The sequence below is a fragment of the Ketobacter sp. genome (assembly GCF_003671495.1).
In the GTDB taxonomy this organism is placed as follows: domain Bacteria; phylum Pseudomonadota; class Gammaproteobacteria; order Pseudomonadales; family Ketobacteraceae; genus Ketobacter.
On the sequence record NZ_RCHN01000041.1, the window covers coordinates 90,634 to 115,950 of the forward strand.

Annotated in this window: 20 protein-coding genes and 2 tRNA genes; 7 read left to right on the forward strand and 15 right to left on the reverse strand. The window is 56.5% G+C overall.

The features are described from left to right. Nucleotides 1-77 precede the first annotated feature (77 nt). From D9N14_RS18720 to pepN, 4 genes are all read right to left on the reverse strand, one after another. On the reverse strand, nucleotides 78-2,399 hold the full coding sequence (locus D9N14_RS18720) for an efflux RND transporter permease subunit (protein WP_290582591.1): 2,322 nt from the start codon (nucleotides 2,397-2,399) through the stop codon (nucleotides 78-80). A gap of 32 nt (nucleotides 2,400-2,431) precedes the next feature. After that, nucleotides 2,432-3,478, reverse strand: coding sequence for a WD40/YVTN/BNR-like repeat-containing protein (locus tag D9N14_RS18725; protein ID WP_290582593.1), 1,047 nt, complete (start codon nucleotides 3,476-3,478; stop codon nucleotides 2,432-2,434). Between the two features lie 147 nt (nucleotides 3,479-3,625). Beyond that, nucleotides 3,626-4,984: a DUF1329 domain-containing protein gene (locus D9N14_RS18730; protein WP_290582595.1), complete on the reverse strand. Its 1,359-nt coding sequence runs from the start codon at nucleotides 4,982-4,984 to the stop codon at nucleotides 3,626-3,628. Nucleotides 4,985-5,278: 294 nt separating this feature from the next. Then, nucleotides 5,279-7,933: an aminopeptidase N gene (pepN, locus tag D9N14_RS18735; RefSeq protein WP_290582597.1), complete on the reverse strand. Its 2,655-nt coding sequence runs from the start codon at nucleotides 7,931-7,933 to the stop codon at nucleotides 5,279-5,281. A gap of 116 nt (nucleotides 7,934-8,049) precedes the next feature. Here pepN and D9N14_RS18740 point away from each other — a divergent pair, with 116 nt between their 5' ends. Continuing rightward, nucleotides 8,050-8,472 carry a DUF6231 family protein gene (locus D9N14_RS18740; protein WP_290582599.1) on the forward strand — a complete coding sequence of 141 codons (423 nt, stop codon included), beginning with the start codon at nucleotides 8,050-8,052 and terminating at the stop codon, nucleotides 8,470-8,472. Between the two features lie 4 nt (nucleotides 8,473-8,476). Here the strand turns inward: D9N14_RS18740 and D9N14_RS18745 are convergent, their stop codons facing one another. The 6 genes from D9N14_RS18745 to D9N14_RS18770 all read right to left on the reverse strand — a co-directional run bounded on the left by D9N14_RS18745 (nucleotide 8,477) and on the right by D9N14_RS18770 (nucleotide 14,973). Next, nucleotides 8,477-8,740: a YeaC family protein gene (locus tag D9N14_RS18745; protein ID WP_290582601.1), complete on the reverse strand. Its 264-nt coding sequence runs from the start codon at nucleotides 8,738-8,740 to the stop codon at nucleotides 8,477-8,479. A 62-nt stretch (nucleotides 8,741-8,802) separates the two neighbouring features. After that, entirely contained in the window at nucleotides 8,803-10,509 is a 1,707-nt protein-coding gene (locus D9N14_RS18750) for an EAL domain-containing protein (protein WP_290582603.1), read from the reverse strand. A gap of 74 nt (nucleotides 10,510-10,583) precedes the next feature. Next, nucleotides 10,584-11,567: a metallophosphoesterase gene (locus tag D9N14_RS18755; protein WP_290582605.1), complete on the reverse strand. Its 984-nt coding sequence runs from the start codon at nucleotides 11,565-11,567 to the stop codon at nucleotides 10,584-10,586. Then, nucleotides 11,564-12,442: an NAD(+) kinase gene (locus D9N14_RS18760; RefSeq protein WP_290582659.1), complete on the reverse strand. Its 879-nt coding sequence runs from the start codon at nucleotides 12,440-12,442 to the stop codon at nucleotides 11,564-11,566. The genes D9N14_RS18755 and D9N14_RS18760 overlap by 4 nt, the downstream gene beginning before the upstream one ends. 13 nt (nucleotides 12,443-12,455) lie before the next feature. After that, the gene (locus D9N14_RS18765; RefSeq protein ID WP_290582607.1) at nucleotides 12,456-13,481 is read right to left on the reverse strand and encodes a 1-aminocyclopropane-1-carboxylate deaminase/D-cysteine desulfhydrase; all 1,026 of its coding nucleotides are present in this window, start codon (nucleotides 13,479-13,481) and stop codon (nucleotides 12,456-12,458) included. A 49-nt stretch (nucleotides 13,482-13,530) separates the two neighbouring features. Then, on the reverse strand, nucleotides 13,531-14,973 hold the full coding sequence (locus tag D9N14_RS18770; protein ID WP_290582609.1) for a hypothetical protein: 1,443 nt from the start codon (nucleotides 14,971-14,973) through the stop codon (nucleotides 13,531-13,533). A gap of 269 nt (nucleotides 14,974-15,242) precedes the next feature. On the opposite strand from D9N14_RS18770, the gene D9N14_RS18775 reads away from it, so the two are divergent. Further along, nucleotides 15,243-16,262, forward strand: coding sequence for an AraC family transcriptional regulator (locus D9N14_RS18775; RefSeq protein WP_290582611.1), 1,020 nt, complete (start codon nucleotides 15,243-15,245; stop codon nucleotides 16,260-16,262). Nucleotides 16,263-16,546: 284 nt separating this feature from the next. Here D9N14_RS18775 and D9N14_RS18780 read toward each other — a convergent pair. From D9N14_RS18780 to D9N14_RS18800, 5 genes are all read right to left on the reverse strand, one after another. Then, a tRNA-Asp gene (locus tag D9N14_RS18780) sits at nucleotides 16,547-16,623 on the reverse strand. A 5-nt stretch (nucleotides 16,624-16,628) separates the two neighbouring features. Next, a tRNA-Val gene (locus D9N14_RS18785) sits at nucleotides 16,629-16,704 on the reverse strand. 138 nt (nucleotides 16,705-16,842) lie between these two features. Further along, a complete protein-coding gene (locus D9N14_RS18790; RefSeq protein ID WP_290582613.1) occupies nucleotides 16,843-17,037 on the reverse strand; it encodes a hypothetical protein in 195 nt (64 codons plus the stop codon). Between the two features lie 77 nt (nucleotides 17,038-17,114). After that, nucleotides 17,115-17,801 (reverse strand): TetR/AcrR family transcriptional regulator, encoded by a 687-nt coding sequence (locus D9N14_RS18795; RefSeq protein WP_290582615.1) that lies wholly within the window; start codon nucleotides 17,799-17,801, stop codon nucleotides 17,115-17,117. A 283-nt stretch (nucleotides 17,802-18,084) separates the two neighbouring features. Then, nucleotides 18,085-18,687 carry a TetR/AcrR family transcriptional regulator gene (locus D9N14_RS18800; RefSeq protein WP_290582617.1) on the reverse strand — a complete coding sequence of 201 codons (603 nt, stop codon included), beginning with the start codon at nucleotides 18,685-18,687 and terminating at the stop codon, nucleotides 18,085-18,087. A 241-nt stretch (nucleotides 18,688-18,928) separates the two neighbouring features. Between D9N14_RS18800 and D9N14_RS18805 the strand changes: the two genes are divergently transcribed. The 5 genes from D9N14_RS18805 (at nucleotide 18,929) to D9N14_RS18825 (ending at nucleotide 25,303) form a co-directional block, all read left to right on the forward strand. Beyond that, complete coding sequence (locus D9N14_RS18805) at nucleotides 18,929-20,749, forward strand: acyclic terpene utilization AtuA family protein (RefSeq protein WP_290582620.1); 1,821 nt, start codon at nucleotides 18,929-18,931, stop codon at nucleotides 20,747-20,749. 5 nt (nucleotides 20,750-20,754) lie between these two features. Next, complete coding sequence (locus D9N14_RS18810; protein WP_290582622.1) at nucleotides 20,755-21,633, forward strand: SDR family oxidoreductase; 879 nt, start codon at nucleotides 20,755-20,757, stop codon at nucleotides 21,631-21,633. A gap of 1 nt (nucleotide 21,634) precedes the next feature. Then, nucleotides 21,635-23,251, forward strand: coding sequence for an acyl-CoA carboxylase subunit beta (locus D9N14_RS18815; protein WP_290582624.1), 1,617 nt, complete (start codon nucleotides 21,635-21,637; stop codon nucleotides 23,249-23,251). Nucleotides 23,252-23,315: 64 nt separating this feature from the next. Beyond that, nucleotides 23,316-24,482: an acyl-CoA dehydrogenase family protein gene (locus D9N14_RS18820; protein WP_290582626.1), complete on the forward strand. Its 1,167-nt coding sequence runs from the start codon at nucleotides 23,316-23,318 to the stop codon at nucleotides 24,480-24,482. Beyond that, nucleotides 24,479-25,303, forward strand: a complete 825-nt coding sequence (locus tag D9N14_RS18825; RefSeq protein ID WP_290582628.1) for an enoyl-CoA hydratase/isomerase family protein — start codon at nucleotides 24,479-24,481, stop codon at nucleotides 25,301-25,303. Before D9N14_RS18820 ends, D9N14_RS18825 begins: the two co-directional genes overlap by 4 nt. The last annotated feature ends 14 nt before the right edge of the window (nucleotides 25,304-25,317 follow it).

Below are 25,317 nucleotides of genomic sequence, written 5' to 3' on the forward strand. Positions count from 1 at the left end.
CAATCATAAAAAAGCCGGCGTCAATGCCGGCTTTTTTGTTTCCTTGCCTATTCTGCGTCAGTCACGACTTCGGCCTCTCAGGCTTTGGGTTTGATTTTGCCCCGGATAAGGAAGTTGGCCAGGGCCGGCAGCAACCAGATGGCACCCACCATGTTCCAAAGGAACATAAAGGTCAGCAGCACACCCATATTGGCCTGGAACTTGATGTCAGAGAAGATCCAGGTACCCACGCCGATGGCCAGTGTCAAACCGGTGAAACACACTGCTTTTCCGGTCACCTTCAGGGTTTCGAAGTAGGCGTCTTCCAGTTCCATACCATCTTCCATAAAGCCCTTCAGGCGGGAATAAATGTAGATGCCATAGTCCACACCGATCCCCACACCCAGCGCAATCACCGGCAGGGTCGCCACTTTTACACCAATGCCAAGAATGGTCATCAGGGCCTGACACAGGATGGACGTGAGCGCCAGGGGAACAATGATACAGATGACCGCACGAATGGAACGGAAGGTAATCAGACACAGGATGGACACCACCCCGTACACCAGAACTTTCATCATATTCTGGGCATGTTCGATGGTGGCATTGGTGGCCGCTTCCACACCGGCGTTACCGGAAGCCAGGATAAATTCCGCCACCTCCGGATCGTTCTCTGCGTCTGCAAATTCCTTCACGGCCGCCACCGCCCGATCCAGGGTTTCCGCTTTATGATCGTCCAGGAACACAATGATGGGAGCCAGGCTGCAATCGGTGTTCACCAGACCGGCCGGCACCGTTTGCACCGAGTTGTTGATGATGTCCTGAACCCGGGTCAGCGAGGCCCACTTCCAGTTGCCTTCGTTGAATCCGGTGATGACCCGCTTGGACACCGTAACCACCGACAGCGCTGACTGCACGCCGGGGACGTTCTCCATATGCCACATAAACCGATCCATTTTCTGCATGGCAGCGGATTCGGTACAGGCGTAATCCGGCGTTTCCACCATCACCACCAGCACATCGGCACTGACGGAATAGTTGTCGTTGACGTATTTGTCATCCAGGTTGTAGCGGGAATCGGGCCACAGTTCCGGTGCACCGGCATCCAGGTCACCGATTTTCAGATCTTTACTGATATACAACCCGGCACCGGCACCGATGGCCGCAATGATCACCGACACGGTCGCCGCCTTCGGCGTGGCAAAGCGGGCCACTTTGGACCAGATCACATGCTTGGAGTGCAGTTTTTTATCCATGGCATTAAGGGCCATCTTGCTCACCCCGGCATAGGACAACAGCACCGGAATCATCAGCAGATTGGTGAGGATCAGCGCAAACACACCCAGGGCGGCGGAAATCGCCAGATCCTGAATCACGTGAATTTCAATGGTCCACAGGGTCATAAAGCCAATGGCGTCACTGATCAGGGCCAGCAGCGCCGGAATGTACAGCGCTCTGAAGGTCAGTTTGGCCGCTTCCAACTTCATGTTCACACGCTGGCTTTCCACCGCGAACTCATTGATCAGCTGTACACCGTGACTGACGCCAATGGCAAAAATCAGGAATGGCACCAGCATGGAATAAGGATCAATACCCTTACCCAATAGCGTCAGTATTCCCACCTGCCAGATGACCGCAATCACCGAGCACAGAATCACAATGAACGTACTGCGGATGCATTTGGAATCGATGAACAACAGCACAAAGGTGATGCCGATGGCGATCAGGAAGAACAAAGCCACGCCGGTGGCACCTTCGATCAGATCGCCGATCTTTTTGGCAAAACCCACAATGCGGATATTGATGGTATCGCTCTGGAACTTCTCACGGATGTCTTTCTCCAGTGCGGCGGAGAACTTTTTGTAGTCCAGTTTCTGGTTGCCACCGGACAAATCCAGCAACGGCACATAAACAATGGCGGACTGGAAATCATCAGCCACCAGACGGCCCACCTGGCCGGAACGCAGCACATTAGCCTGCACCTGCTCCAGGGAATCCGGTGAACCATCATAGGTAGGCGGAATGATTTCACCACCGCGGAAGCCATCTTCAGTCACCTCCATCCAACGCACATTGGGCGTCCACAGGGATTGGATCTTGGCTTTATCCACGCCATCAAAATAGAAGATTTCATCCGTTACCTGGCGCAGCACCTGCAGGAATTCATCGCTGAAGATATCCCCGTTCCTGGCTTCCACCACGATGCGGATATCGTTCCCCAGACTGAGCTCATCCTTGTGCTTCAACAGATTTTGAATGAATTCGTGCTTCAGCGGCACCATCTTTTCAAACTCTGTACTGAGTTTGACCCTGGAGGCTTCGAAGGCAAAAAAAGCGGTGAGCACTGCAAACAATACAAGCAGTATCGGGCGCAGTTTGAATATGGGTCCTTCTAGAAAGGAAGGTTTATTCGTCGACATAATGTACCTTGATCCGAATCAGAAACTCAATTTCACTTGGTGGATGGTGCGACAACCTGAACGCCACCCTGCCCGACCATAATCAGCTTGCCATTGGGCAGCTTGCGAATCGCCAGTAAGGCTTCACGGGATTTGGTGATCTGCATGGAGAAGCTGGCCCCGCCGTCCTGGCTGGTCAGTATCACACCGGAGTTACCCACCAGCATGACGCCCTGGCTTCCCAACAGCACACCATCCATCAAACCGTCGGAGGCTTTGCTTTTGGCCTTGGTCCAGGTTTCACCCCGGTCCGAGGACTTGAAAATATTGCCCTGCAACCCGAACAGGAACACATCGTCCGGCATAGGCCCTACCAATACGCCAAAATAGGAGCCCTGATAAGGTCCGGTGAGCGTCGTCCAGTTTTCACCACCGTCATCGGAGCGGAACAGAACGCCTTTTTCCCCGGCGATGTACACCACGCCATCCTCGCCCGCCGCGATGGAGTTCAGGTGCCAGCCATCGTAGTTCTCAATGCGGGATGACACGTCGTTCCAGGTTTTGCCACCGTCCTCGGTGCCCAGGAACATACCGTAGGCACCTACGGCGAACCCCACCAGCTCATCACGGAACCACACATCCAATAACGGCGAACCGGCCTGGGGCAGCTTGGTGAACTCTTCGTCGGTAAGCTGGTTCAGCTCTTCATCCGTGCGCACTCGATGGGGGTTGGCATATTGCAATTGCCAGGTTTTACCGGCATCGGCGGAATGCAGAATGACGCCTTCATGCCCGACCGCCCAGACTTTATTCTCGCTGCCAAAATCCACTGCCGTCAGCAGGTACTGCACTGGCACCTCAGCTTGTGTCCATTGCTCGCCGTTGTCGGAGGACACCAGAATGTGGCCGCGGTCGCCGACCATAATCACTGTATTCTGGAACACATCCACATCCGTCAACAGGGATTCGGCGGCTTTATCCGAGGGAATCGCCGCCCGTAAATCCAGATACTTTTCATAGTCCGCTGCCGACGTCGCGCTCGCCATACCGCAGCACAACAGGGCAGCCCCGACCACCTGCTTCATCATCGAGTCACGCATGTTATTCCTGATCCACATATCAATATTGTCTACCTGCTTCGCAAAACGTATTAGACCACTTGCCTTGCCCACCCATCCTACACTCGCAGTTAGGTGACCAATACAAGTGGGTAAATTGGCCATTCAACACCCGAATACGCGCACGGTTCAGCGGCCCATCCGGCGTAATGACTGCGGGCTGAAATAGCCACTGGATAAGGTGTCATCGTCGAACGATATGGCCATCCCGTTGGCATTATCCAGATAACCGGCAAAGTAGCTGCCGGATTCCAATTCGTAATTGGCGGTGAGTGCCCCCCAGGTGACGGGCACGTGATAATAAGAGACCAGGTAAGAAAGATGCACACGCCAGAGCTGGCCCCGGGCATCGTACTGGTCAGCCTGCACAATGCTCCAGCTGTCCTCATCAATATAGAAACGGCGTTTGCTGTACAGGTGGCGGATACCTTTCTTGACGGTGCCTTCAATCACCCACACCCGATGCAGCTCATAGCGGGTGGGCTCGGGATTGATGTGGCCTTTCTGCAACAAGGTTTTGGCGTTGGCGGTGGCCTTGCTCAGGCGGAAATTATTATAGGGAATGTACAGTTCCTGTTTGCCCACGAAACGCCAGTCAAAACGGTCGGGGGCACCGTTGAACATGTCCACATCGTCGGCCGTGATCAGGTTCTCGGCACTGGGCACCGGCATATCATATTCAATGGAGGGCGCCCGTCGCACGCGCCGGGTTCCGGAGTTATAGACCCAGGCTCCACGGGGCTCCTTCACGCGGTCGATAGTCTCATGCACCAGCACTCCGCCCCCCGCCAATCGCGCCGGGCTGCGAATGAACGCCATGTAGTAACCCAGTTTGTTGTCCAGGTCCTGCCAGCTTTTTTTCGGATCGTAGTACACGAACAGCGCTTCCTGAGACGCGGTCACCAGCGAGTAGTTGCCGTTGCTGTGCACCGGCGCTTCGGAAATGTCCGCTTTCACATGGATACCACGCCAGCGGGTAAGGTGATTCCAGAGGATTTTCAACGGATCAGGCTGGCCCGCCTGGTCCAGGGGCACAGGAAACGCCACGCCGCCCACCGCCTGTTCGATACCATTGCCGTCGTTCACCAAACGGGCCTGCTGGTGATTTTTGGCGATATTGTCATAGACCCATTGCGGCGCCGCCGCAGTGCGATGGGTGGGGTACACCGGCAGGCGATAGCTGTCAGGATAGCGTTTCAGCAACGCCTGCTGCCCAGTGGACAGCTGGTCAGTGTATTGCCCCATATTGGCAGCAGTGATAACAAACAGCGGTTGCTCATCGGCAAAGGGATCTTCCAATTGCGATTTCAGCGGTGGCATTTTGTCGGCGGTAAGACCACCATCCCAGGGCGGGATGGTACCGGCATCGTTACCTTTCAGTTCTGCGCCATAGGGTGTTAACCCTGGTCCGAGTACCGACTCTTGGGCAACGGCATGGACACTGGCGAACCAACAGACTGAAAGCAGAATCAGCCCAACTCTTCTCATTTAGCATTCCCACAATCACTCGGCGCTGTTGAATTCCGCAGCACCGATTCGCACTGTATTAAACACAATCGCCAACTTACAGTCCTTGTGACGCCCGGCGATAATAATCGTAATTTTAATAATTTAAGTCGAAAAATCGGGAATTGTCCTGATTTCGACGTATTTTTGGCTTGGCGGCCCTCTTTAGGCCGCCATAAAATAACCAATCAGAGTGATCAAAACAAATACTTATTCTTGCTAAGAACAAGCAATCTTATGTTTATTACCGTTGCGACTTTGCACGGCCAGTTGTGATTATTGATTGAGCGCTTTGGTAACCACCTCGTATACGTCCGGCGACAATTTTTCGGTTTTGATCCGCTTTAATTGCTCTTTGATAAGATCCGCCCGGTCTTTGTCGTAATTCGCCCAGCGCGTCATAATGGTGGCCATTCGCGACGCCACCTGGGGATTTATTTTGTTCAACGCGATGATCTGATCCGCCAGGAATCCATAACCGGCGCCATCCGCCCGATGAAAATTAACCGGATTGTTATTGCAGAAGCCGCCGATCAACGCGCGTATTTTATTGGGGTTGGTCATCTCAAAAGCAGGATGCGCCATCAACCCGTTCACCTGCTCCAACGCATCCGGTTGGGGTGAACTGGCCTGCACCATAAACCACTGGTCCACCACCAAGGCTTCCGTCTGCCACTGTTCGTAGAAATCTGCGATGACCTGCTGCTTCTCCCCACGATCGGAGTGCACCAGCGCGCGAAACGCGGCCAGCTGATCGGTCATATTCCCGGCCTGGCGATATTGCTGCACACAGGTTTCGGTGGCAGCGTCATCGGCGATGGACATCAGGTAGCCCAAACAGGTGTTGCGCAAACTGCGCCGTGCCACCGCGGCCACTTCATAGCGATATTCGGTATCCAGCGGGCAACGCGCCATCACCTGTTCCAGTTCCGTGCGCAAACCCAGCGCCAGCGCTTGTTTCAGGCCTTCCCGGGCATGATGGATGGCATCCACCTGCACCGGCTTTGGCAGCAACTCCGCCAGGAAGGATTCTGTAGGCAATTCCAACATCTTCGCTACCATGGCCTGATCCAGTGACTCATCCGTCAGCAGGCGCCGAAACGCGTCCAGCAATTGTGGGTCTGCCTCCAGGGGTTGGGCTTGATTGTAGGCCTGCATCAGGTCACACAGAACCGCAACGGTTAACCGCTGGGCTGCGTTCCAGCGATTGAAACCATCGCTGTCGTGGGACATTAAAAACGCCAGTTCGGCACGGGGCTGCTCGTACACCATTTTGACCGGTGCCGAAAATCCGCGTAACACGGACGCCACCGGCTGGGACTGGATGCCGGTGAACACAAAGGTGGATTTGGCGGCAGTCAATTCCAACACCGGATTGGCAGGGTCCAGGGTGGACCCGTCCGCCAACTGCAACGGCAGATCCCGGCCGTCTTCACCTAACAGGCCAATGGCCACCGGGATATGCAAGGGTTGCTTGTGGGGCTGACCCGGTGTTGGCAATGTCACCTGTTCAAAGGTGATGCTGAACTGATGCTGTTGCGGCTGATACTCCGAAGTCACAGTGAGCTGTGGCGTACCGGCCTGGGAGTACCAGCGGCGGAACAGGGTCAAGTCCACCCCGTTAGCCTCTTCCATGGCTTTGACAAAATCATCGCAGGTGACCGCCTGGCCATCATGCCGGGAAAAGTACAGATCCGAGCCTTTGCGGAAGCCCTCCTTGCCCAACAGGCGGTGAATCATACGCACCACTTCCGCGCCTTTCTCATACACAGTGGTGGTGTAAAAATTATTGATCTCGATGTAGCTGTCGGGGCGCACGGGATGGGACATGGGGCCCGAGTCCTCGGCAAACTGCACAGTCTTCAGCAGGTTCACATCATCGATGCGGTTCACCGTCTCTGATCCCATATCGGCAGAAAACTGCTGATCGCGAAATACCGTGAACCCTTCTTTCAGGCTGAGCTGGAACCAGTCCCGGCAGGTGACCCGGTTACCGGACCAGTTGTGAAAATACTCATGGGCGATCACGCTTTCCACCCGCTGGAATCCCATATCGGTGGTGGTCTTGGCATTGGCCAACACGCAGGAGGTGTTGAAAATATTCAGACCCTTGTTCTCCATGGCCCCCATATTGAAATGGGACACCGCCACAATCATATAGATGTCCAGATCGTATTCCCGGCCGTAAACCTGTTCATCCCAGGCCATGGAACGCTTGAGGGAATCCATGGCGTGATCACATTTGTCCAGATCGTGTGGCTCCACAAACAATTGCAGTTTCACTGGGCGGCCGCTCATGGTGGTAAAACTGTCCTCCACCACCGCCAGGTCACCGGCCACCAAGGCAAACAGATAACAGGGCTTTTTGAATGGATCCTCCCAGATCACATAATGGCGCCCACCGGCCAGATCACCCTGTTCTTCCGGATTGCCGTTGGACAACAGCACCGGATAGGCCTGCTTGTCGGCCTCCACCCGGGTGGTGAACCTGGCCATCACGTCCGGCCGGTCCAGGTAGTAGGTAATCTTCCGGAAACCCTCTGCCTCACACTGGGTACAGTACATGCCCTTGGACACGTACAGCCCCTCCAGGGAGGTGTTGGATTTGGGCTGGATGCGGGTCATGATGAGCAGGGAAAACTGGGCCGGCACCTGTTCAATGCTGAGGGTTTCCTCTGCGATCTCGTAGCGTTCAGAGGGCAGTGCCACTCCATCCAGTTCGATGGCCAGCAGCTCCAGATCCGCGCCCACCAACTCCAGGGGTTGTGCAGCGGCGTTGGGCACATCCGGATTGGCACGCAGGGTAAGATGGGACACCACATCGGTGTAATCGTCGTAAATCCGCACATCCAAATGCACGGTGTCGATCAGGAAATTGGGGGCTTTGTAGTCGGCTAGGCGAATGGTTTTGGGGGCGTTGTTCTCTTTCATGGACACTGACCTGATGTTGCAGCGACCACCCGGCAATGAGTCATCGCTTGTGAAAGGGGAGTTTGTTCTGCAGTATGTATGACTGTAATGAATTTAACAACTTAGCGGGTATTCTGATGGCGCTTCCAGCACCGTTGACGGTATTGATGGAGTCCGAGGGGCTGCACTCCGTACATTATGTGGGCTTCCCGGGTCCGAATCCCCTCACCGCAGAGCAGGTGCTGGAGGATGCATTCCAACAGCGGGCGGACCTGGTGGCCATCAGTGCCTCGAGCCTGATGCAGAACCCCACCGACAGGAATCGTCTGATTGCCAAAAGCCGGGATCAGTTGGCGCAGCGGGTGCTGCTGGAATTGCCCCTGGAGGATGAGGCGGGCATGACGGACAGTGAATGCCTGGCGCTGGGGTTTGTACGCCTGGCGCAAACGGATCGGCAGCGTTACTACCTGTTTGACCTGAAAACCTACAAGCCGGTGCCGGACTGGCTTAACCCCAAGTTCTGGGCCAATCCCCAGAACTGGGACAAATACCGCTGGTAGCGGCTTACTGGAGAAACTTCACCGGCTGTTCAACGGGATGAGGATCGTCGCACACCTCACCTTCGTCTTTGCTGCCCCGGTCAATGAACCCCACCCGCTGTTGCGGCGGCAGGTGCTTTTCACCGTAAGCAATGATGGCCTGCATCACATGCTCTTTCTGCTCCGGGGTAAGGCGATTGCCGTCGGCCCATTTCCCCAGCTCCAGGGCTTTCAGCAAGGCCTGGTACGTCTCTGGTGTAATTGAATCAATGAGTGCGTTGAAATCCATAACTGCCTGGAATCCGTCTGCGGTTAAAGGGAGGAGGATTATAACACAGCCCAAGCGCAAGATTAGCGCTGCAGAGCCACCGCCAAAGGTGCCGGAGGTGACAGCATAACCCCCTGATATTCCACATCCAATTCGGTGCCGAGCGCCCGCAACTGACCATCGGTTTCGATGTTTTTGACAATCACCCGCACATTGAGGGCGTCGGCAAAGCGGGCGATGCCATCGATGAAGGCCACTTCCCGGCTTTCCCAGGCCAGGCGTTCGGTGAACACGGCGGACAGCTTGATGGTGTTCACGGGCAACCGCTGCAGATACATGAGGGAATAGCGGCTGAGGCCGAAATCATCAATGCACACCCGCAGCCCTTTGCTCTTGAGGTTGTTGATCAGAATCAGGGCCTGGTCGAAATCATGGGTAATGGTGCTTTCCCGCACCTCGAACTCCATGCTTCCCAGCAGCCCACCGTGTTCTGCCGTCAGCTTGTTGAGAGTGCCGAGCAGGGCCGGCGAGAAAAACTGGGCGGAGCTTAAATTGATGGACACCACCAGCCCTTCCCCATGCTTGACCCGCAACTCCTTCAATGCCGCCAGGGAGTGGCGCAACATCAGCTCAGTCAGCAGATCCAGCAGGCCGGCTTTCTCGCACATGGAGACAAACTCCGCCGGTGACACCATGCCCATTTCCGGGTCCATCCAGCGGGCCAGGGCTTCGTAGCCGGTGACCTGGGAACGGTCTGCGGCGTACACCGGCTGCACAAACACTTCCAGGGCGTCGGTTTCAAAGGCTTCACTGAGGCGGGAAACCACATCAAGAGAGGATTTCAATTCGCTCTCTTCCGTCAACGCCGTGGCCGGTTCCGGCGTCACTTGCAAATCCACCTTCTGCAGCAACTCAGTGGTGATCAGGTTGGTCTTGGCCATCAGGTTGTAGCAATATTCCAGGGAACTGAGAATGGCGTTGATCTGCACCGCCAGCTCGGAGATTTCATCTTTGCCGTCGGACTTGAGCCGCTGGTTAAAATGCCCGGATTTCATAATCTGGCGGGACTGTTGCAACAAGCCGTTGATGCGCTTCCAGATAGGGCGATAATACAGCGTCCACACCAGCACACCACACACCAGGGCACTGATCAACACAGACAGCCACCAGACGTAGGGCATGTTGGATGGGGTCTGCAGCGGGCTCACCGACACATACACCGGCTTGCCCACCAATGACGGCAGCATCATCGTCGCCTCCCCCAGGCTATCACCGGATTCACTCACCGGAGTGGCACTGAGCGCCAACTGGTAATGCAGGCGGTCAGACAGACCGAGCAACCAGTCGTCCAGAAATACCGCGGTCACCGAGCGCACGGCGTCCTGCTCCTCCACCACCAGCCACATCACCTTGTCGCGCCAATAGGTGATGCCGCTATTGGCCTGGCGGGGAACCTTGAGGAAACTGATCAGGCTGGTGAGCAGGCTGTCCACCTGGTCTTCGTTAGCCAAAGAGGTCTGGTACTGCAGAAGATCCTGTTGATCAAACACCAGCCTGACGTCCACACTGTCCGGCAGGGAGCGCAGTTCCATATTGTAATTCCGGGCCAGCCACTGCAGATCACCCTGCAGCTCACTCACAATCACATCGAAATTGCGTTTCACCAGGCGGACTTCCTGGTCCGACGGGGTATGAGTGGCCAGCTTGTGAACCCACGCACTGATCAAAACACTGGCCAGGGTCATCAATACCCACAGGATGAACGCAGAGGTTTTCCCCTTCAGCTGCATAAATTGCCTGTTATATTATCGTTATCAATAATCGCACCTAATTGTAGTAGATAAACGCCCCGCCGCCTTGCTTTTTAACGGCTTCGGCCGTCCAGCCCGGCGTTGTTTACCCACACAAAACGCTCATTGCTCAGTTGGGGTTCCGCCCCCATCTGGTAGGCCACCAACAGGCCGTTCTTCACCGCACTGTAGTCCAGGCAGGCCAGGTTAGGCCGAATGATCTGTGGCTGCCCCTGGCACCAGTAGTGACCGACCAGGAGGGCTTTCTGATCAGAGCCATACTGCAGCAAGTGCTCTTGCTCCGCTTCTGTGAGCGGCTGGTCAATCAGGTCGTCGGGCAGGCCATCCGGCTGAAACACCACGTCGCCGTAGGTGCGGGGAGCCTGGCTCCAGAATTTGGTGCGAAAGCGGGTACGCCTCACGCCATCGGATCCCAGCAGGCTCTGCCCTTCCGGCAGCTCCATTTCCGTGCCTTTGAGCAGGCGCTCAACAATGCGGTTGGGTTCGGTGGCCGGCAACATACTCTTGGCGAGAAACTCATCATCCAGCAATACCCGACCCTGATGACAGGCCGCTGCCTGCCCGATGCGGCGTGGGTCCCAGCAGGCATGCACCACGCGAAAGTGCCTGAACTCGAGAAAAATCGGCAAGTGCCGCAACCAGTGAATGAGCTCTTTCCATTCCTGCAGGTGAAACCGGTAATCCACCAGGGTGGACTTCAGATGATGCCCCAAACGCCGGTAATAGCGCTGCAGACGGGGGGACACCTGCTCATGGCAGTGGGAGGAATAGGCCACCGCGTTGAACTCGTGATTGCCCAAGACCATGTGCGCCTGGCCCGCATCCACCATGCGCCGCACAATGCGCATGGCCTGCCGGATTTGCGGGCCACGATCGATAATATCCCCGACAAACACCACCTTGCGCTGCGGTTGTTGCCAGACATCCTGGTGCAACCGGTACCCCAGGGTTTGCAACAGACGGGTCAAGGCATCGGCACAACCGTGCACGTCGCCGATAATGTCATAGCCTTCAATACCGGGTTCATCCAGGATCAAAGCACTTCACTCCACCCTAATTTGGAACGGCAGGCTTCGTAAAAACTGTGGGTTTTCGGATGCAGCAGGCGCAGGGGATGAGAGCGCTTGCGAACATAGAGCCAGTCCTCCGGCTCCACCACCTGCCCTCCCTGACCATCGCAGTTCAACAGCGGCTTGAAATCATTGGACGGCGACACATAGATTTTAATCTCACTGTTGCCGTCGATTACTATGGGACGACTGCTCAGCGTATGGGGAAACATGGGCACCAACACAATAGCGTCCAGCCGCGGATGCATGATGGGGCCGCCCCCGGATAATGCGTAGGCGGTGGACCCGGTGGGGGTGGACATGATCAGACCATCGGAGCGCTGGCGATAAACGAAGTCACCATCGATATACAACTCGAACTCCAGCATCTTCACCGAGTTGCCGGAGTGGAACACCACGTCATTGAGCGCCGAGCTTTCCCCCATCATTTTGCCATCGCGCTTGACCTGGGCCTCCAGCAAAAAGCGCTGCTCCACGCTGTATTCACCTTGCAGCACCTCGTCCATACGGGCTTCGATTTCGGCGGGGTGGATATCCGTTAAAAAGCCCAGCCGGCCACGGTTCACCCCCAGCAGGGGAACTTTATAGCGGGCCAGATCCCGCGCCGCCCCCAGCAGGCAGCCATCCCCCCCGACCACAATCACCAGGTCACAGGTCTGCCCCAGTATTTTACGCTGGGCCCGCTGATGCCCATCGGAGGTAATGTTGCTGGAGGTGGCTTCATCCAGAATGACATTGATGTTGCGGCTGTCCAGATAGGCCAGCAGTGCCATCAGTGTTTCTTCCACCTGGGGATTCACACCGGGGCGACCGATCAGGCCAACGGTACGAAAAGATTCTATCGCTTGCATGCCACTACTCTCTGAAATTCCTGGGATTCATGTTGACTTCTGCACCGACGGGACGGGCACCCTGCAGACCGCCACTGTGGACAAACAAGACCCGGCTGCCCGCAGCAATGGTGCGCGCCTGGATCATCTCCAGCAGCGCCAGCAGGGCTTTACCGGTATAGACGGGCTCCAATTGGATGCCCGTATTGTCGCTAAAATCCGCCATAAAACTCAACAGGTGGGCGTCGACTCGGGCAAATCCCCCACGATGACGGCTCGTATCCAGCTGCCAGTTACGGTCTGTGAGCCCCGCCATGCGCTCTGCCATGGCCTGCCCGACCCAGGTGCCCTTGAGGGCGGACACCCCCACCAGCATCACCGAAGACGGCAGCGCCAGGCGCAAACCGGCAAAGGTGCACCCGGTGCCCACCGCCACCACCAAATGACTGTAGCGGGACCAATCCAGATCCGCCTGCATCACCATGGATGCCGCCCCCAGCATACCCAATGGGTTGTCGCCCCCTTCCGGGATCACCCAGCGCCCGGGCTGCTGCAACGGCCGGGGCTGGTTGCGGTAGTCACGGAATTGCGGACGACTCACAAAACGCAACGCCATACCGTAACGGCTGGCATCCTGCAGGGTGGGCGTGGCGTCCTGGGTATGCTCCTCGCCCCGCACCACCCCCTGGGTTCGCACCCCCATCAACCCGCCCAGGTAGGCCAGCGCATGCAAGTGATTGGACCAGGCGCCCCCAAAGGACAGCAGCTCCTCGCAACCGTCCTCGAGCGCCTGCAGCAGATTGTATTTGAGCTTGAACCACTTGTTTCCGGAAATCACCGGATGCAGCTGATCTGCCTGCAGCACATCCACCTGCACCTGCTGTTGCGAAAACGGCGGGTAATCCAGGCACTGCGCGGTTAACGGCGCCAGCAAGCCCGCCTGTTGCAACGGGGCATAACGGCTGAGCGCCCGCTCCAGTGCCGGGATGGCATCCAGGCGGGCAAGGACATCAAGAACATCACAGGCATCAGTGGTGGCAAGAATGGACATGCAGGGTCACGGCTCACAGGGGGAGAGCCGATGTTATCAAATGGACGGCTTAACCGCGAAACGTCACCACGTTGTCACCATAAGAGCGGGGTTTGTGTTTCTCACAGCGATCGGAATCCCCCACCACAAACTGACTGGGCACGTCCACCCGGCCAATACGGCAGCCGCATTTCTTCTCGTTGGTCAACGGCGCCTGACATTCGGGCTTCTGGTAATGTTCCAGCCAGGTGCGATAGTGTTCTTCCGACACCAGGCATTTGTTGGCGGCGTAGGCAATGGGGTTTTCCATGTAGGAAGGCATTTCTGACAACAGAATGGAAACGTGACCGGCACCGGGATGGAAAGCGATGAAACTCACACCCAGGGCCTCCAGCCGCTCCAGGAATTTGTCACCACCTTCATGCACCAGACGGATTTTGTCCTTGCGTAACTGGGTCAATTCCTCCCGCAGCTGTTTGGCCACATCATGGCGGTACATCAGCTCCATGTTGCGCAGTTCAATATCTTCTTTCAGCTTGGCGGTCTCTTCCTGAATTTTCTGCTGCAGCTGCTGCTCATACTGTTTGCGCAGGGCTTCCACGCCGGCTTTTTCCGTTTGTTCGGCGGCCTGTAGCTCCAGCTCCCGGGTGCGCTTGATGGTTTCCATCTGCTTGCGCTGGGCTTCGTTCTGTTCCCGCAGCGCAATGTTCTGGGCGTGCAGGGATTCGTGCTCACTGCGCAGGCGGGTTACCTCCTGACGGGCAAGCTCCAATTCTTTTTCCAGACTCACACGGGTGGATTGCAGGGTCTGCTGCGCTTCATTTTTCAGGGTCTGGATGTGCAAACGCTGCTGCTTGATCAAGGCCGCGATCTTGTTACGGTGCTCCTGCTCCAGGGCCGCCAGCTGGCTGTCGGTGAGCCCGGAATCCTCCCCATCCCAACCATAGTCAATGGAGGAACCACCCCCCTGCCCCCAGGATTGAGGTGCCTGGGCTTTTGGTGCAGAGGGCATGCCCCAGTTCGGCGGCGGATTCTGGGTTGGGGTCTGGATCAATGGGGGCTCGGGCTCGCTATTGCTTGGCAGGCACAGCTTATTGTCGGCAATCGCATCCCGCAGACGCACAAAGGTGTTGGATTTGGGGGACATGTCCGGGTCCCACAACGAGGAAGAATGCCAGGCCACCGCACATTGGGATTTGCAGGCCAGCTTGATGGCGCCCGCCCCCATGTCCGGCCCGCTGCCGCCGTTATCCGCCAGATGACGTAAAGGCAGGTTCCAGGCGCGGTCCGCATACCCCTGACGATCAAAGCCGATTTTAAACAGCACTGCCGCCTTGACCTTCAGATGACCATTGACCACCACAAAGGCCGCCTTGACGGTATCGCCAGCGAAATCGTCGATGCCCACCACTCCATCCAGAATGGCTTCGAATTCGGAATAGGTCATCTCTTTGGAGACGGCCCCATCCTCAAAAAAAACGATGGCCTCGTTAGAGTATGCCGAGTCACGCATGGTATGGTTCCAACACGTCTGACGTTCAGATCAGTCTGTCTTACTGGGAAAAAGAGCCGTAAACTAATCGGCCTAATGAATATCAGTGTAGCCCTGTTTTTCGCCACCATCCCATTCTAGAGCAGTTAATCAGGCCAGGGAGTGACTACCGAGGCAGCAGGAGTGTGATGACCCGCGCAAAAAACGTTCAAAGATCAAATGAACAACAGCCAGTTATATGCATATATAATATTCAGATGCCCAGAACCCTGGATAAGTCGAAGGTATAAATGAAAATCGGGGATACGACAGCCCACTACATCAAGCAACTCCTGCACGTGGCCACTGAGGCGGGAGCGGATGCCAATCAGCTGTTGGCCGACGCCGATCTGAACCCGATGGAGCTTGAGGATGACGATAACCGGGTCGACCTCACTTACCTTATGCGACTGGGCCGTGGCGCCATCCGCCAGACCGGCAGCCCCGAAATCGGGTTGCAATTGGGCATCAACAGCCAGATCTCGGATATGGGTTATGTGGGGCTGGCGGCCATGACCGCCCCCACCCTGGGCGAGGCCTTGCATACCATCGTCCGCTACGAACATTTGAACGGGCAGTGCTATCGCGGCACCAGCCAGTTGCAGGTCGAACCGCTGCAGACCACCTTGAGTTTCTATTCCATTGCCCCCTATAACGCTTACACCTGCTTTGTGGTGGACGGCGTATTGAGTGCCTGGGCCCGGCTCTGCACCCTGCTCACCGGCCACACCGACCTGGTGCGCAAGGTGGACATCGAATTCGATGAACCCAGTTACGCCGACCAGTACCGGCAGATATTCAACTGCGATATCCGCTTCGGCGCACCGCGCAATGCCCTGCTGTTCAATACAGATGACCTGGCCATTGCGCTGCCGGAAGCCAATCAGCAGCTCAACGCTCGGCTGGTGAAGCAGTGTGACCAGCTGCTGAATCAGGTGGCCCTGGCGGACAGCTACCGCAACAAAGTACTGAAAGTACTGGGCACCATGCTCCACGGGCAAACCCCCTCCATTGACGAGGTTGCACTAAAACTGGGCATGCCCAGCTGGACCCTGCGTAGAAAGCTGAAAGAGGAAGATTCCGCCTATCAATCCCTGGTGGATGAAATGCGGCGCGACGTGGCCATGAGCTACATGAAAAGCACAGACCTGACGTTTGGGGAAATATCCTATCTGTTGGGGTTCTCGACCCCGGGGGCGTTTCAGCGGGCGTTCAAGCGGTGGTCCGGGAAAACCCCGGGTGAATTTCGTAAATCATTGAGCCGAAAATAAAAATGACGCCTTGAGATCACATCTCAAAGGCGTCATCCACTTCATCATCAAACTCGAATTCATCGGTATCGAGCAGTTCATCCTGATAGTGTTCCATCATTACTACCTCCTGTATAAGTTACAGCCATGCTGCAAAGATAACATTCAAAGATCGCGCCAACAAATGGGTGCTGTCTTGAATGCAGGGATAGTAAAGCCCAACACAATGACAATCGTGTGACCGGGCCAGGAAAATCGGAGGCAAAAAAAAGAGGCTTGCTCTTGTGAAGCAAGCCTCTTTATAGTGGCGGAGCGGACGGGGCTCGAACCCGCGACCCCCGGCGTGACAGGCCGGTATTCTAACCAACTGAACTACCGCTCCGGATCTGGTGGGTGGTACAGGGATCGAACCTGTGACCCTCGCCTTGTAAGGGCGATGCTCTCCCAGCTGAGCTAACCACCCGAGAAGTGGGCGCCATTTTACGAAATTCAGGGGTGCTGTCAAACGATAATTGGAAAAAAGATGAAATAAATTTGCCATGTTAGCGAACACTTCGCTTTCCCCGCACATTTTCTGTGCATGCTTGCTAACTTATTCTTTTTATTTGCCTTTTGACTCTTCCTCCCGAATGAACTGCTGCGCCTCCGGGAAGGAAAAGCTACCTGACACTTGCTCACCGTTGGGCCGGACCACCAGATAGTGGCGCACATCCAGCTGCAACGTGGAAGGGTTGATCTCCCCCTCTTCCAGAATCACATAGCCGGTCCTGCCATAGGGAAAACCATTGCCGATCATGAGGTACCTCCAATGATGAGCGGGCACAAAAAAGCCGCCCTGAGGCGGCTTTTTACCAAACTGACCCGAATTTGCAATTAAACCGCCGCGGCTTCCGACTGCCGGGCGATGGGTTCACGCAAAATCGAATTCACGGCCACTTCCACCACAGCGTCAGAATGCGCCAGCACCTGTTCAGGGCAGGAAGCGTCCACACCATAGAGCTCTTTCACCAAAGGCGCCATGGAAAAGAACTGGCTGGCAGAGGCAGTAATCAGAATGATCAGCTGGGGGAAAGGAATGTCTTTCATCCAGCCTTCTGAAATGCCCTTCTCATAAATATCGTGGAACTGGTCCAGCATGGGTTTCAGCCATTCTTCCACCATCCACTGCAGCCTGGGGGATTCCTGCACCCCTTCCCGCATAATGAACTGACCGTATTGGGGGTATCGCGCCACGAAGGATACGTAACAGCGCATCATCTCCACCAGATAACGGCGATCATCTTTATGGTTGAGCATTTTTACTTCAGCTGAAAACTCTTGGGAAAGTTTTGAAAACAAGCGCGAGATCGTCGCTTTCCAAAGTGCTTCCTTGTTTTTGAAGTGATAGTGGATGAGAGGTTGAGTGATGCCTGCAACTTTCGCGATTTGAGTGGTGGAAACCCCCTCAAATCCCCGCACCGCAAACAGCGATTCAGCCGCTGCCAGAATACGCTCGCGTGCGTCGGGTCCCCGCTCAATGGAAAAACCGCTTTCGCCGGGTGACATTTCCGGTGTGTTCATAACCAACCACCTATTATTTTTTTTGTTTTATAAATTTGTAAGGGTTTTCTCCCCATCGAAACCGGATCAAAGCCGGCTTGTGAAAACCCTATGGGTTGGGCTTTTTTCACGCCCTTTTGGAATACTATCAGCAATCAGAGGGTGGATAAGAGCGTATATTTGTAATTTTATTAAACCTGTTTGTGACGTAACGAAACCACCTGAAGACCAAACACAGGCAGCCGCTGAATACTTGTAAAAACAGGTCATTCCGACGAAAAACAGTGTCTATTCAACCGGTTGATCAACCCTCTTTGAGAGCCAGGTAAAGAGCTTGTTCGGCCAACTGCTGGATATCCAAGGGACCACCGGGTTTATACCAATAGTGGGACCAACTCACCGCCCCCGCCAGCAAGCGACGCAATACAAACAGGTCCCGCTCCGCCGCGATCAGGCCTGCCTCTCGGCATTCCGCCAGGGTCTCCAGCCACATGCGCTCATAGTGGGATCTTAATTCCAGTATGTGAGTCTGGCTTTCCGGTTTCAGGCAGCGCCACTCGAAAATCAGCACCGCCATGGCCTCGCCGGTGTCACCGTTGATGGACACCAGTTCCGAGCGGATCAAGGCCAGCAACTTCTCCCGTGGGTCGCTGGACTGCATCAGTCCTTCCCGCATGCGCTCGGTATTGAAGTGGATCACCTCCTCCATCACGCAGCGCAGGATTTCCTCTTTGGTTTTGAAGTGATGAAAGATACTGCCGGACTGGATTCCCACTTCCTGGGCCAGGTCGCGCACCGTGGTGCGCTCAAAGCCCTTGCTGCGAAACAGGTGTGCCGCCGCCGCCAGCAGTCGCCCCCTGGGAGTGTCATCCATGCCATTAGGTAATTTTCCGGGTTTACGTGCCATTCATCAAAACCTGTATTTTCAAGCGGTTGCGTACTTTACTGAAGATCATGGCCTTGTACCCCAGCCACTAACAAAATTCCACAAAAGATCTGAAAATGGAAACCGGGACACTTTACAAACCAAGCGCTTGCTTGGTAGTGTAGCGAACCGATAATGAAACGCCAAGCGCCGCACCCAGACCAACTGAAACCAGGCAGAATTAACCTGACCTGATCTGAATTGAACGGAGCCCATATCGCCTATGGCCAACAACACCATAAAAATCGGCTGTGCCGCCGCCTTCTGGGGCGATACCGAGAGCGCCGCCGCGCAGCTGATCCGACAGGCAGATCTGGATTACCTGGTCTTCGATTATCTTGCTGAGATCACCATGTCCATCATGGCCGGCATGCGTATGAAGGATAGCAAGGCCGGCTACGCCACCGACTTCGTCACCACCATCATGGCCCCTCTGCTGCCGGAAATAGCCGCCAAGGGCACTAAAATCATCACCAACGCCGGGGGCGTCAATCCGCAGAGTTGTGCGGCGGCCATCCGCAGCCTGGTGGAACAAGCCGGCCTTGCGTTGAAAGTGGCGGTGGTCACCGGCGACGACCTGATGCCCAGCATGCCCGACCTGCAGCAACAGGGTATTCGGGAAATGTTCAGCCAGGCAGAGCTACCCCCATTCCTGGTGAGCATGAACGCCTACCTGGGCGCCCCAGCCATCGTTACCGCATTGCAGGCCGGGGCCGATATCATCATCACCGGACGGGTGGTGGACAGTGCCCTGGTGCTGGCGCCGCTGGTGCATGAATTCGGCTGGAGTTGGAACGATTACGACAAACTGGCCCAAGGCAGCCTGGCCGGCCACATCATCGAATGCGGAGCCCAATGCACCGGCGGTAATTTCACGGATTGGGAAAGTGTTCCGGATTACCACAATATGGGATTTCCCATCGTGGAATGCCACGCCGACGGGCACTTCGAAGTCACCAAGCCGGAGCACACCGGAGGGCTGGTATCGGAAGCCACCGTCGCCGAGCAACTGCTGTATGAAATCGGCAACCCCAACGCCTACTACCTGCCGGATGTGATTTGTGACTTCACCCGGGTCACCGTGCAACAGGTAGCAGATCAGCGGGTTCGGGTGCAAGGGGCAAAAGGCTGTGCCCCCACGGGCAACTATAAAGTCTCCGCCACCTACCCGGATGGTTTTCGCGTCACCGCGTCGTTTGTACTGGCCGGGATTGACGCTGAGCACAAGGCGCAGAAAGTCAGCCAGGCCCTGCTGCAGAAAACCAGCGGCCTGTTGCAGGCAAAAGGACTGGGTGACTTCAGCAAAACCCACGTGGAAATTCTGGGTGCCGAGGCCACTTATGGTGCCAACAGGCGCGTTCAGCAGCCGCGGGAGGTGGTGGTCAAAATCGCAGCCGCGCACCGGGATAAAAAAGCCCTGGAGTTGTTCTCCCGGGAGATCGCCCAGGCCGCCACCGGCATGGCGCCAGGCATTACCGGCATTGTTGGGGGGCGCCCGAAAGTGTCCCCGGTGATTCGTCTGTTTTCCTGCCTGCTGCCGAAGTCTGCCGTCAACGTGGTAACGGAACTGGAAGGCCGCACGCTGCCGGTGACACCCGATACCGAAAACCACGAGTTCAGCGAACCGAACCCGGCCATGGCGGCCGCATCCGTCAGTGATGCCGAGACTAATTGCTCAGTCCCTCTGGTGGCGCTGGCCTGGGCCCGCAGTGGCGACAAAGGCGACCACGCCAATATTGGGGTCATTGCCCGGCGCGAGGAATTTCTCCCCTACATTCAGGCAGCCCTGACACCGTCAGCGGTGGCGCGCTACATGGAGCATACTTTCGATGGGGAGCCGCGGGTGAAAGCCTGGTTGCTGCCAGGTTTGCGGGCGATCAATTTCCTGTTGGAAAACAGCCTGGGGGGTGGTGGTATCTGCAGCCTGCGCATTGATCCCCAGGGCAAAGCATACGCGCAACAGCTGCTGGATTTTCCCGTACCGGTCAGCGCCGAACTTTATCAATCACTGCACAATCAATCACTGCACAGCACACAGGATTAAGCGTCATGGGATACCGGTCTGTCTTCAATGCGGATACATTCAAGGATCAAACCATCATCGTAACCGGAGGCGGCAGCGGCATTGGCCGTTGTACCGCTCACGAGATCGCCGCGCTGGGTGCCCACGTCACCCTGGTGGGTCGTAAAACTGAAAAGCTGGAAAAGGTTCACAACGAGATTGTGGAAGACGGTGGCCGGTGCGACTTCCACAGCTGCGACATACGGGATGAGGACGCGGTAAAAACCGTGGTCGGCCGCATCGTCAACGACCATGGCCGCATCCACGGACTGGTGAACAATGCCGGTGGCCAATTCCCGTCCCCATTGCTGGCCATCAGCAAAAAAGGCTGGGACGCGGTGATTGCCACCAACCTCACCGGCGGCTTCCTGATGGCCAGGGAAGTATTTAATCAATCCATGTCGCAACAGGGCGGTTCCATCGTCAACATCGTAGCGGACATGTGGAACGGCATGCCCGGCATGGGGCACTCCGGTGCCGCCCGGGCCGGCATGGTGAATTTCACTCAAACCGCAGCTTACGAGTGGGGCGGCGCCGGAGTGAGGGTGAATGCCGTCGCACCAGGGTGGATTATGTCCAGTGGCATGGACACCTATCCAGACAGTTTCAAGAGTGTCATCAAAACGCTGCGGGCGGCGGTTCCCCTGGGACGCATGGGTAACGAAGCGGAAGTAAGTTCCGCCATTTGCTTCCTGCTGAGCGACGCCGCGGCCTTCATCAGTGGCACCACCATCCGCATTGATGGCGCCGCGTCGCAAGGCAACGTCGCCATTATGCCGTTGCAGGCCCATAACCGCAGCCAGCCCTTTGGCGGCTTCCACCGGGAGGAAATCCCGGACCTGTTTAACACTGACGGGAATTCGTGACATGCCCATTCTGGAAAGCGAACTGAATGTAAATGGTGAGGAATTCAAGGCCAACCGTGAACACATGTTGAATCTGGTCTCTGAATTCCGCGCCCTTGAAAACAAGATCAAAGCCACCGAGGAAAAAGCACGCCCAAAATTTGAAAAACGCGGGCAACTTCTGCCACGGGAGCGAATTGAACACTTGCTGGACCCGGGCTCGTCGTTCCTGGAGCTGATGTCATTGGCGGGGTACCAGATGCACGATGACAAAAACGGCAGCACCGCCGGCGGTGGCATTATTGCCGGCATCGGCTATGTAACCGGTGCGCGCTGTCTGGTGGTGGCCAACAACAGCGCCATCAAAGGCGGCACCATCTCGCCCGCCGGACTGCATAAATCGCTGCGCCTGCACGAAATCGCGGCGCAGAACAAACTGCCGGTAATCACCCTTTCGGAAAGCGGTGGCGCCAACCTGAACTATGCCGGTGAAATCTTTGTGGAGGGTGCCCGCAGTTTTGCCAATCAGGCCCGCCTGTCTGCCGCCGGTATTCCCCAAGTGACCGTAGTGCATGGCAATGCCACCGCCGGTGGCGCGTATCAGCCGGGCCTGTCCGATTACATCATCGCCGTGCGCAATCGCACCAAGATGTTTTTGGCCGGCCCCCCTCTGTTGAAAGCCGCCACGGGGGAGATCGCCGACGATGAATCCCTGGGCGGTGCAGAGTTGCACGCCTATACCGCAGGCACCGCCGAGTACCTGGCAGAAGATGATGCCGACGGCATTCGCCTGGCGCGGGAGGTGATGCGCAAAATCCCCTGGCAGGAACAGCTGCCCCAGTGGCCGCAGAAATCCATCAAGCCACCCCGCTACGATGTGGAGGAACTGCTGGGAGTGGTACCCAATGATGCCAAGCGACCCTACGACTGTCGTGAAATCATTGCCCGCATTGCCGACGATTCTGATTTTCTGGATTTTAAGAACGAGTACGACCAGCAAACCCTGTGTGGCTGGATAGAGCTGCAGGGCCACACCCTGGGTGTCATCGGCAATAATGGTCCCATCACCACCGCCGGCGCCACCAAGGCTGCACAGTTCATTCAACTTTGCGACCAAAAACAGGTGCCCTTACTGTTTCTGCACAACACCACCGGTTTCATGGTGGGCACCGAATCCGAAAGCAACGGCATCATCAAACATGGTTCCAAGATGATTCAAGCGGTGGCCAACGCCCGCGTGCCCAAATTTTCCGTGGTGGTGGGTGGCTCTTACGGCGCCGGCAACTACGCCATGTGTGGGCGGGGCCTAGACCCGCATTTTATTTTCGCCTGGCCCAACAACAAAACCGCGGTCATGGGTGGCGCCCAGGCCGGCAAGGTGTTGCGCATTGTGGCAGAACAAAAACAACGGGCCATGGGCATGGAACCGGATGAAAAAGTGCTGGACATGCTGGAGCAAACCACCGCGCTGAACCTGGAGAAGCAATCCACTGCGCTGTACGGAACCGCCCACCTCTGGGATGACGGTATCATCGATCCCCGGGATACTCGGGCTGTGCTGGCCTTTGTGCTGGATACCCAGAAAGAGGCCAGAGCACGGCCGTTGCAATCCAACAGTTATGGCGTGGCCCGGCTTTGACCCGGCCCCAACCCGATTTTATTTTTTGACATTTTGATTTGGAATTCTGGAGAGGAACCCAACCATGCAATTCACCCAGGAACATGAAGAACTGCGCCGCACCGTCCGCAATTTTGTGGACCACGAAATCAATCCCAATGTAGAACAATGGGAGCAACAACCGCCCTTCCCCGCCCATGAGCTGTTCAAAAAGTTGGGCGATCTTGGCTTGCTGGGCATCAGCAAACCCGAACCGTACGGCGGCATGGGTCTGGACTATTCGTACAACCTGGTGGCGGCAGAAGAATTCGGCCGCGCCCATTGCGGCGGGGTCCCCCTGGCCATAGGTGTGCAGACCGACATGGCCACCCCGGCCCTGGCTCGCTTTGGTAACGAAGCCCTGTGCAAAGAGTACCTGGTACCCGCCATCAAAGGCGAGATGGTGGCATCCATTGCCGTCAGCGAGCCGGGTGCCGGTTCCGATGTTGCCAACATCAAAACCCGAGCCAGCAAGCAGGGCGATGACTACGTCATCAACGGCAGCAAAATGTGGATCACCAGCTCCACTCAGGCGGACTGGTATTGCCTGCTGGCCAACACCAGCGACGACGCCAAGCACAAAAACAAGTCCCTCATCCTGGTACCCCGCGATGCGGCCGGCATCACCTTGTCGCAACCCCTGGACAAACTGGGCATGCGCTCTTCCGACACCGCCCAGGTATTTTTTGACAACGTAAAGGTGCCTCAACGCAACCTGATCGGTGCAGAAGGCCAGGGCTTCATGATCCAGATGATGCAGTTTCAGGAGGAGCGCATGTGGGGTGCCGCCAATGCCATTGGCGGACTGGATTCGGTGATCAGCGCCACCATCGAATACACCCAGCAGCGCGATGCCTTTGGCCAGAAGCTGATTGATAACCAGGTGATCCATTTCCGCTTCGCAGAACTGCAAACCGAGCTGGAAGCGCTGCGGGCACTGGTATACAGCACCTGCGAGCAATACATCAACGGCGCCAATCCACAACACGCATTGCAGCTGGCCTCCATGTGCAAACTGAAAGCCGGCCGCCTGGCCCGGGAGGTCACTGACAGCTGCCTGCAGTATTGGGGTGGCATGGGTTACATGTGGGACAACCTGGTATCCCGATCCTATCGTGACAGTCGCCTGGCTTCCATTGGTGGTGGTGCAGACGAAGTTATGCTGGGCATCATCTGTAAAACCATGGGCATTTTCCCCGGGACCAAACCATGATGTATGAAACCTTGTTAGTGGAGCAACAGGACTGCGCCCTGTTAGTCCAGCTCAACCGCCCCCAAGCCCGCAACGCCATGAGCCTGGCGATGGTGAATGAACTCAACCATGTGTTCGACCGGGCGACCAACGACCCCAGCATCCGTGCTCTGGTATTGCGCGGTGTGGATGGCCATTTTTGTTCCGGTGGCGATATCAAGGATATGGCGGGAGCCCGGGCGCAGGCTCAAGCACAGACACAGGCAGCGCAACACGGCAGCGACACCGAAGACGCGTTCTACACACTGAACCGCGCCTTTGGCCGGATGATCACCCGCGCAGATAATGTACCCTGTGTATTGATCACCGTACTGGAAGGCGCCGTACTGGGCGGTGGCTTCGGCCTGGCCTGTGTGTCCGACGTTGCAATTGCGGCCCACTCCGCCCAATTCGGATTGCCGGAAACCGGGCTGGGTGTGGTGCCGGCCCAAATCGCTCCCTTTGTGGTGACCCGGGTGGGTTTGACCCAGGCCCGTCGCCTGGCGCTATTGGGGGAACGCTTTGATGGTGAGGAAGCAGTGCGACTGGGCATCGCCCACTACTTGTGTGACAGCAAACAGGCCATCGACGACACTCTGGAAAACGTACTGACTAAAGTTCGACGCGCCGCACCCCACGCCAATCGTGTGACCAAACAATTATTGCACCAGGTGGGAAGCATGGAGATGGATAGCCTCCTGGACGGTGCCGCCCGGGAGTTTGCCACCGCCGTGAAAAGCGACGAAGGCGCCGAAGGCACCCTGGCGTTTGTGGAAAAAAGATTACCCAACTGGGCGCAATAAACACCCTGGAAGCA